This is a genomic window from bacterium (assembly GCA_030649025.1).
Taxonomy (GTDB): domain Bacteria; phylum Patescibacteriota; class Minisyncoccia; order JAUYLV01; family JAUYLV01; genus JAUSGO01.
In genome coordinates this window covers 43170-51863 of sequence record JAUSGO010000024.1, presented here as the reverse complement: position 1 = coordinate 51863, position 8694 = coordinate 43170, and the positions used below count along the sequence as shown (strand labels likewise).

Annotated in this window: 10 protein-coding genes and 3 tRNA genes; 1 reads left to right on the top strand and 12 read right to left on the bottom strand. The window is 46.7% G+C overall.

What is annotated here, in order from left to right:
• From Q7S09_03430 to Q7S09_03415, 4 genes are all read right to left on the bottom strand, one after another.
• Window positions 1–582, bottom strand: a 582-nt coding sequence (locus Q7S09_03430) for a hypothetical protein (protein ID MDO8558212.1), incomplete at its 3' end; no start/stop codon positions are given.
• Between the two features lie 14 nt (window positions 583–596).
• Window positions 597–2273, bottom strand: coding sequence for a hypothetical protein (locus Q7S09_03425; GenBank protein MDO8558211.1), 1677 nt, complete (start codon window positions 2271–2273; stop codon window positions 597–599).
• A gap of 70 nt (window positions 2274–2343) precedes the next feature.
• On the bottom strand, window positions 2344–2640 hold the full coding sequence (locus tag Q7S09_03420) for a hypothetical protein (protein ID MDO8558210.1): 297 nt from the start codon (window positions 2638–2640) through the stop codon (window positions 2344–2346).
• Window positions 2641–2793: 153 nt separating this feature from the next.
• Window positions 2794–2880 (bottom strand) — tRNA-Ser (locus Q7S09_03415).
• Window positions 2881–3020: 140 nt separating this feature from the next.
• Here Q7S09_03415 and Q7S09_03410 point away from each other — a divergent pair.
• Window positions 3021–4310 (top strand): HD domain-containing protein, encoded by a 1290-nt coding sequence (locus Q7S09_03410; protein ID MDO8558209.1) that lies wholly within the window; start codon window positions 3021–3023, stop codon window positions 4308–4310.
• A gap of 162 nt (window positions 4311–4472) precedes the next feature.
• Here Q7S09_03410 and Q7S09_03405 read toward each other — a convergent pair whose 3' ends face one another.
• The 8 genes from Q7S09_03405 to Q7S09_03370 form a co-directional block, all read right to left on the bottom strand.
• Complete coding sequence (locus Q7S09_03405) at window positions 4473–5369, bottom strand: hypothetical protein (protein ID MDO8558208.1); 897 nt, start codon at window positions 5367–5369, stop codon at window positions 4473–4475.
• On the bottom strand, window positions 5366–6832 hold the full coding sequence (locus tag Q7S09_03400; protein MDO8558207.1) for a PEP-utilizing enzyme: 1467 nt from the start codon (window positions 6830–6832) through the stop codon (window positions 5366–5368). Before Q7S09_03400 ends, Q7S09_03405 begins: the two co-directional genes overlap by 4 nt.
• 112 nt (window positions 6833–6944) lie before the next feature.
• On the bottom strand, window positions 6945–7190 hold the full coding sequence (locus Q7S09_03395; GenBank protein ID MDO8558206.1) for a hypothetical protein: 246 nt from the start codon (window positions 7188–7190) through the stop codon (window positions 6945–6947).
• Between the two features lie 23 nt (window positions 7191–7213).
• A tRNA-Ala gene (locus tag Q7S09_03390) sits at window positions 7214–7287 on the bottom strand.
• Complete coding sequence (locus Q7S09_03385; GenBank protein MDO8558205.1) at window positions 7278–7541, bottom strand: GIY-YIG nuclease family protein; 264 nt, start codon at window positions 7539–7541, stop codon at window positions 7278–7280. The genes Q7S09_03390 and Q7S09_03385 overlap by 10 nt, the downstream gene beginning before the upstream one ends.
• A 64-nt stretch (window positions 7542–7605) precedes the next feature.
• Window positions 7606–7875, bottom strand: a complete 270-nt coding sequence (locus Q7S09_03380; protein ID MDO8558204.1) for a hypothetical protein — start codon at window positions 7873–7875, stop codon at window positions 7606–7608.
• Between the two features lie 22 nt (window positions 7876–7897).
• A complete protein-coding gene (locus Q7S09_03375; GenBank protein MDO8558203.1) occupies window positions 7898–8506 on the bottom strand; it encodes a hypothetical protein in 609 nt (202 codons plus the stop codon).
• A 107-nt stretch (window positions 8507–8613) separates the two neighbouring features.
• Window positions 8614–8688 (bottom strand) — tRNA-Arg (locus Q7S09_03370).
• Between the last annotated feature and the right edge of the window lie 6 nt (window positions 8689–8694).

Below are 8694 nucleotides of genomic sequence, written 5' to 3'. Positions count from 1 at the left end.
CGGCAACGGGTCGGGCTTTGGCTTTCCGCGGCCGATGCGGACCAAAAGCTTCCGGAATAAAGCGCGGACCCCGGCAAACCCCATGGCCAGCAACATGATAGTACCCGCGATACCGCCCCATATGCCGGCGTTGTACATAATCTGCACCCAGATGGGAACCGTTTCACGCAGACCATTCACCGCCAGAATAAGTATCTCGTCGTCTTTCTCAACAGTCCCTTTTACCGCAACAAAAGATTCGCCGTTTTGAAATCCCTCCAGACCCTGACAGTCGGAAGTATCCAGAGGAACGGAAAAGATGCCGTCGCGCAGATAGAAGATCCCCTGGCTTGGGGCATACGAAAGTTCCGCCGAGAGTTCTACCGGCCCGGAATTCAAGTCCGCGGCATCCAGAACGATGCGCTGAAGGTCCGAGCGTATCCCATCCTTGCTCTCTCCGCCGCACACCGCCTGCCGACCACTCCAAGGAGCAGAAGAATTCAGCCAATAAAGGTTCGGGCCGATGATAAGTAGGCTAACAACGGCAATGTATACAAGCCACCCAGCGATCCTTTTTAGAATTTGTTTTATTTTTTCCGACATAGCATCAACATGCGTTATGGACAGTTTTTTTCATATCTAACCTTTTTTGATACGTAATCCGGGGGAGCATAAATGCCTACCGTCTGATTGTCTCCACTGACCTGTCCTTTGTAAAAGCGCTGGGTCCACTGCGTTGCTTCGGGCTGGCCCGCCTCCCTTCTGCATTCTCCGCTATCGGTTGAGGACCAAACTCCGCAAATTGCGTCATCGCCATAACTGAAATCAAGACTCGCGCCGACCGGCCCGCTTGCCGTTCCCGAGACATCAATATGAAGGCCGTCGCCGACACAAACCGTTCCTGTTATGGCGATACTGGTATCAATTACTGGCTCCGGCGCGGGCACGGGTTCTGGTGCTGGTGCCAGTGGCGCGCCACTTACAACCATGACCACGATTTTGCAATCGCTTTTGCCGGCCGTATCAACCACGCACACGCCGAATCGTGAGGTGCCCGCAGTCTGCGGCGTGCCGGTAAGATGACCTTCCAAGTCAAGAATCATGCCCATAGGGGGGAAGCCAACCCCCGAATCAAGCTGAAAATGATATGGAGGCAATCCCCCATATCCACCGTAGTAAACGGCGCGATATTTACCCACCTCGGCATTCAGATTCGGATCGGCGTTGATGAGTTGGAGCGGCTTGGTTTTTACGGTCTCCGTGATGATGGGTTTTAATGTAGGTTTAGGCTCAACCGGCTTAGGCGCAAGCAATACGGGGGGCGGCAGTTGTTTCTTTGCCCTCTCGGCCATGCGGGCTTTATGCGCTACGCGCGTTGCCTCGGCTATGGCTTTTTGCAATTTTAGCGCCGCCTCATCAACCTTCTTGTTCAGTTCATTGTTGGCGCGGGCTTGCTCATCCTTCTGGGCCTTCTCCCAGTTTTCTATCGCTTCGTCGGCGCCTTTAAGAAGCTCGTCATCAATAATGGCTTTTATATCTTTCACCAGCTGTTCTTTTCGGGCTTTTTCCGAGATAGCAATAACCTCGTCTACTCCTTTCAGCATCTCATCGTCTATATAGTCTTTAAGAAATTCTCTTGCCCGCTCCAAAGCGATCTTGGCCCTGTCTTTTCCCTGCAAGTAGTTCTCAAAGCGCTCCGCTTCAAAAAGCCCCCCCGGAGCGAATAATTCGGACAATTCGTCGTACCATTCATTTTCATTCATCTTCTCCAGTTTTTCCAATTCCACCTGGTCAAAAAGAATGGCGAGATCATCTCCTTTGTCTTCGTCGATCTGTTTGCGCCAAGCGGCAATTTTTACCATTCTTGCCGCGCGGGCATAATCCATTCTTTCGTTCCGGATAGCATCACCGTGAGGATATATCGCTTCGCCGGCTTTTGCCTTGAGGTCGCCAAGCTCCAACTCAAAGTCGTACTTGTGATCCGCTACGCCGATATATTCGCCGCCCCAGTCCTTCTTCTTTTTTATTTCTTCCATTTCCGCCCTGCGTTCCTCGATGCGCTCTTCAAGATAGTTTCTTTCCTCTTTGCTCCCCCTGCCGTACCAAAGCTGGATAAATCCCTGCTGAAAATCTTCGGCAAATATCTTAAAATTATAAAAAAACGGACGGCTGTCCGGGGTAGCTATGCTATTGGCCGGGGAATTGTTTTCCGAGGCATAGAGAGATCCGCCCATAAAGAGCACAACCGCCAGGATGGCGGCCATGAACAGCCCTTTTATCGGTCCGTGCTTCATAAGCTAATTATAGCTCAATCCTTGGGAGGCGCCACGTATAGCCGGGCGGGAAAGAAAACGGCGGCAAAAGCTAGAGGTGGAGAAGAAACACGGGGGCACATGCCGCAAGCGCGGCGACAATTTGGATCGCGAGAACAAAAAGCGCTTCCTTTGGTCTCTGCGGCAACCATGTGATGGCGAAAAACCCAACCATAAACGGCTCAAGTACCAGCCACAGCTGGAAGAGATGCGCAAGCGTTCCCTCATCCGCATTCGGGTCGGGAGTGGGGATGCCGCGTATCGCAATGTATAAAAGAATATACGAAAAAAAGATGAGCGGAATTACTATGGGAATCCACGCGCTGGGTTTTTTTAGCAGTGAGTCCATATTGTCGGATGCGAGAGGATTCGATCCAAAGCGGAGACGGGAGTCCCGCCGAATCGGGATTGCTGTTTGTGGCTAATCGCTTCGCTCTTAGACAAACAGGGAAGATTCCTCCGATTCCTGGGCGAACACTATTTCAAAATTTTCTTTCCACGGCGGAGACGGGAGGATTCGAACCTCCGATACCCGTAAAGGTATACCGCATTTCGAGTGCGGCGCATTCGACCTCTCTGCCACGTCTCCGCCCTAGAAAGAAATTAATTTGGCATTATCCCGCCAAAGCAAAGACTTTTGCTTTGGCCCACTCAGCCAATCCTCCGCCATGTGCGGGACAGTTCTTAGGGAATCTAGCATAATTTCTTGAAAAATGCTATGGTGCAAATGTGGCGCACGCAATAAAAAATACGAAAATAATCTTTGACCCGTTGTGGGGGATCGTGAACATCACCGACTATTTACCTATGCTCGACGTTCCCCAATTCCAGGCTTTGGGTTTTAAGTACCAGCTGGGGGTTACCAATTTCCTTTTCCCCGCGGCAACCCATACGCGAAAACAGCATTCTCTGGGAGCCTTCCGACGCACACAGGATCTTGCCGATCGATGGTTGCACCGCGGCTTCATCAACAAAGATGAGGCACGACTCATCATTGCATTTGCTTTATGGCACGACATTGGCCACGGGCCGTTCTCGCACGTTGTTGAAGACGTGACCCGTGATCGTTTCGGCAGAGACCATGATCAGAATGGCGCCATCATTATTAATCAGCTGAAAGACGCAGTTGAGAAAACGGGTATAGACTTTTCGGAGTTCAAAAAAATGTTCACGCACGTAAATCCCTTGTATCGCGCGGTACACGACAAGAACCTGGGCACCGAGAAGCTCGACTACCTGACGCGCGACGCCTACTACACGCTTGGCGAAATACCGGGCGTGGAATATCTCGCGCACCATACATACTTTATTAATGGGAAGCTGATGATAGACGAAAAAGCTATAGATCAGGCAAAGGCCATTCAGGAATTCTACGTAAAAATGTACAAAAACGTGTACCTGCGCAAAAACTCCGCCATCGCCCAGCGCATGGTGCAGAAGATGACCGCGGAACTCATGAAGCATAAGCTTTTTACCGAAGAAGAATTCTGGGCGCTCACCGATTTTGGACTTCTGGGACATTTTGAGACATCGCAGAACACTGTTGTTCAAGAATATTACCGGCGCTTCATGTCTCGCGAGCTTCCCAAAACGGCAATCGCTTTGCGCCCGGATGAATTTGTCGCCATAGATAAGCGTGAGGATAAGGCGCAAACGTCGCTTGGCACTTCGGAAGAGGCCATGCAGGGTATTATTGCCTCTCAAAACTTTTCCACTCCGGCAAAACTGGACACGCTTGAAAAAGGCATTGAGGAGCTGACAGGCCTCCCCTCGCATTCCGTACTGGTGGTGCCGCCTTCGTCGCTTGAACGCTTCGTATCGCAAGACATCCTGATAAGCCTTCCCGGAGACAAGACCGCAAACCTTAGCGACTATTTTGCCGACCACTTCCGGGCGCTTGAAGAAGAGGGCAGGTCGTATCTGGTCATGCGCGTCTGCACTTTCGACGAGCACCGAGAAACCCTAAGCAGCCCCGGGACCGCCGAGGCTGTGAGAAGCTACATTCTGTCGCTTGTCTAAGTAATCCATTATTGATTCGGGAATAAGAAAGATGCCCGCCTTTTTATGGCGGGTTTTTAGAAAAATGCGCACAATCCTTATTAGTGTCTGCTGGAAAAGTCGTCCTGATTCACTATTTGAAAAGCGAAAGAAGAATCTTGAATGCAGATTCTTCCTTTATGTTCAGGCGATGGTATCAATTTTGGCCTCTTTGTTTCGAAATTTTCCAACAATGTCGTCTCCTTTAAGTTCAATATGAATTTTCTCGCAATTTTTTATTCCCTCCTCTTGAAAAGTCTTTTCCAGCATGTCCATTAGATAGTTCTCGTGACCAAAGGCAAGAATTTTTATCTGTTTCCCTATACCCGCAGACTCTGCTTTATTGATACCAAATTTCGCCAATCTAAGAAGATTCTGAAATTGTGTCCTGTGCAATTCTTCGGCCGTTGAAATTTCAGGCAACACTTTCTTGACCTCATCGCTATGCGCGACAAGATTGGCGCCAAACGACCCTTTATCATCAGCTTCGATTATCTTAGACGCTTCCTCAAATCTTGCCTTCGTCTCAAGTGGAACATTTGCCCAATTGATTGGAGACCGCTTCTTAGGAGAATTGAATACGCTGTCTAAAACCACATTGCTGGTTTTGTCTGGATATATGGAAAGATTCTGAAGCACCCGAATTTCACCTTCACCGATTTCTTCCGCATGCTTGTTCCGGACGTGTTCCGGCTTTATCACCCGGAATCCTTTCGCGTGCGCGGTCTGTCGGTAGATATTGGCGGTTTCAATGGCTCTAGCTTCGTTGCTTGAAGCGAAGAAAAGCACTATTTTATTCGGATCTAAATCACAAAAAAACTTTTCTGCTTCCTGTTTTGCGAGTTCAATCCCTTTTTCTGGCAGGTCGGGCAATGCTTGTTCGTCGGGGTTAAGTTGCTGCAAGGGATTTTCAGAAGCTGCAATTTTCCCATATGTTTTGTAAGACGAGACGCTGTGGCGGATAAAATCAATGTCGGCCGCTTTTTTCTTATCCGGAGTTTTTTCAAAGTTATCACCCTCTATATTTTCAAATTTATTCATATTATTTTTTTAATTAGTATTTTTACTATACCATTGTCCGCATCTACTTCAACCAAATCACCATCCTTAATAACGTGCGTGGCAATCCTGGTTCCTATTACGCACGGGATTCCTAATTCCCTGCTTACAATAGCCGCGTGAGAAGTAATGCCGCCTTCGTCCGTTACAATAGCCCTGCTTTTGCTAATAAGGGGCATGAGTTGCGGTCTGGTTTGGCCGGCGATAAGAATGGAATCTTCTCTCATTAATTTCATTTTCTCGGTCAAATCATCCGTCCATTTGAATACAACCGCTGTACCAATAACCTTGCCCTTCATTGCCACTTTTCCCCCAAACTCCTTAATTGCTGAATGATCCACTTGATCGACAAGTTCGTGGAATTTATTCTTGGCTTCATTGCCTCCGTACAAGTAAGTTTTTCTGTCCTTAATTAAATACAGAAACTGGCCGCTTCTCTCTTTTAGAACTTCTTTATCAAGTGGTTCTCCCCTGAATAGGCCCAAAACGTCTGACACTTGGGCGAACTTAATATGTTCAGGATTATATGAAAATCTTCGGGCCGCTTCTTTGGCCAAAAGTTCCAAATGGTACTGGATTGGCATCCAGCCGATCACTCTCATTTCGAAACGACAATGGCCGATTTCTGCCAGAACACCACAAATATAAACTATTTCTTTTGAAATTTTATTCTTGCGAATGGCTTTATTTTGGTCGGTCTTTATCTTTCCTAAGAAATTCTTAATAGTTTTCAAACTGGATAATAGCTCGTCTTTTGGTGTTTTTATATCTTCTTTAAACTTTGACAACAAATATTCAAAATCCCATAATTTCCATTGCTCCTCAACCCTTACGGCGTAATATTTTTTAAGATGCGACCTAATTTTATTTTCCGTATCGGCGTCTGCTTTGGGAGTTTTGACCTTGGCAGATAGTAACAACTCTAGCCAGTCAATTTCTTCTTTTTTTATACTAGTTGGAATTGTGGGGGTCGATAGTAGTGTAAAGGTCTCAACAACTTTATCAGTTGGCATAGTTTTTGAGAGCAGCCTTTGGACGTGATCTTCTATGCCGGCCACATATTGTGGTTGGCAAGCCAAATAATAGCCAAAAATGTCCGTATTTATTTTTGCTCCTCTCTCAATCAGGTTCGCCAAATCTTTGTCTTGTGACTTAGTTTTATCAGTACTTGCTAATTTTTTGAGAAAATCCGATGCGGTTTTTAGAACCTCCCTAATGCCGGAAAAATATTTTTTTTCGAAATTTGTATCTAGGAAATCTTTCAATCCTGACGCTTTGGCTTTTTCTATGCCTTCTTCTGTGTAATATGCGGCAGAATTACCGTTTTCAAAATAATATAGCCAATCTTTGTCGGCAAAAGAGGCAATCTTCGGTACGGTGTGCAAAATAGACTGGACGGATCCGGGATCAATATCAAAGACGTAGGTATTCTGACTTTCCCACATTCTGTGAAAATTGAGCCTCGTGGGCATAATTATGATGATTTCAGGTTAAACACCGACTCCGTAATTTTGTGGACTTCATTGGCGTAGATTGGAATCGGGCCTTAGCAGGGATTCAAAAATCTTCCTTAACCAATTCTCTTTCAAGTATTTCTTTAATATCTTGATAGCTCTTTATTTTATCACTTTCATTCAAACAAACCGCCCTTGCGCTATCAATGTCTCCTCTTCGTAAGTACACAATCAGTGTTCGTATGCAAGAAACTCCACGCCCTTCGTTCTTTTTAGCTTGTAATACATCGAGTCTATCGGCGAGCATTTCCATTGGGTTTTTCTCTGGTTTTGATTCTGGACTTTTCATAATGGTTCTAATGCGAACAACTTTGGTGGACCTACGGGGAATCGAACCCCGCCCTCCTCCATGCCATGGAGGCGTAATACCGATTTACTATAGGCCCAATATCAGCTTCTGTGTTTTAACAATGACTTCAAGAGCACTTCTGCTCTTTAACTGCTTCAGCGCCCGTTCCTTGCGTCTGGCCATAAGCAAAGAGGGGTATTCCAGTTTGAAAACTATTTCGAGAGGACGCAGATTCCGTAAAGATTTCGTTTTCCCCGAATTGTGCTCAGCGATTCTTCTGTCTAAATCATTCGTACTGCCTATGTAATACTTCCCACTTTTTTTACTTCGCAAGATATATAGAATTCCCATAAAAGCCGCCCTTCCCGTGCACGGGACGCAACACTTATTTACTATAGGCCCGCTTGAGAAGAGATCACACAAAACCTTGCCAGGAAAACTCACCGCGCGAAAACTCCGCCGCGTGCTTCTTTAAAATATCTACTGCCTTCTCCCCTCTTATAAATCCCAGGTGCTTGCCTGTCGCGGGATTCACAACTTCAAATCCCCTCACAGGAAAATGAGATTCGCTCTCAAGGCCATCTTTCCAGCGCACACTCACTATATAGTGATTGTCTTCTTCGCGGCTTCCTAAAACACCGATCTTGCTTTCTGTCTCACGACTTGTGTCTTCTTGTTCACTCATAAGTTTGATTTTATATTTCGACTTATTTTTTATCTATAACCTCGACTTCACCGGTTTTTCTTGAAATAACAACGGCAAGCATTGTAATGGCGCTCACCAGAAGCGGAAACCATACTTGCGAGAACCACGGAACCGGAATAAGGAATAGAACGTCGGGAGTAAGCAAGGAAGATGGCCATCGGACCGTTGCCCATAGACCAATATAGTAGAAGATGTCCCAAATAGCAAAGGCCCAAAGGAATATAGCCGAACGCTCACGCAGAGTTCTTGAGGCAAGTAGAGCCACACTTGCGAGCATTACCATCGTGGCCGCTTCCCGAAAAAGCTCTACAATCATAAGACTCCTTGGCAACTCACCCAGAATCTTAGTCTGCTGGTAGATGTCGGCAGAAAGCTTTGCGACGTCCGCGAGCGTTCCGCCGTATCCCGGCAAAAGCCCCACTGCGGCGCGCAAATATACCACTACCGAGGATTCAACAAATCCGAATGCTATGGCAAAAAGAGCGGTAAAGAGAAGCGTCTGTTTTGAGATGGGAATTCCCTTCTTGCGCCATATACCATATACAACGAATGGAATAGCGATAAGAAAATTCACCCACCACGGTTGTGCAAAAAGCTGGAATTCATTCATAAACTATATGGAACTTGCCCCTCGTAAATACGCCTTGGTGTTCCTGGGTGGTTTATTCATTTTTCAGAAACATTGTAACCGCCCGCACAAATCAAAGATCTTTGTTTTGGTGCCCTCGGAGGGAATCGGACCCCCATTTTGTCCTTAGGACGGACCTGTTCTATCCATTGAACTACGAGGGCAAAACG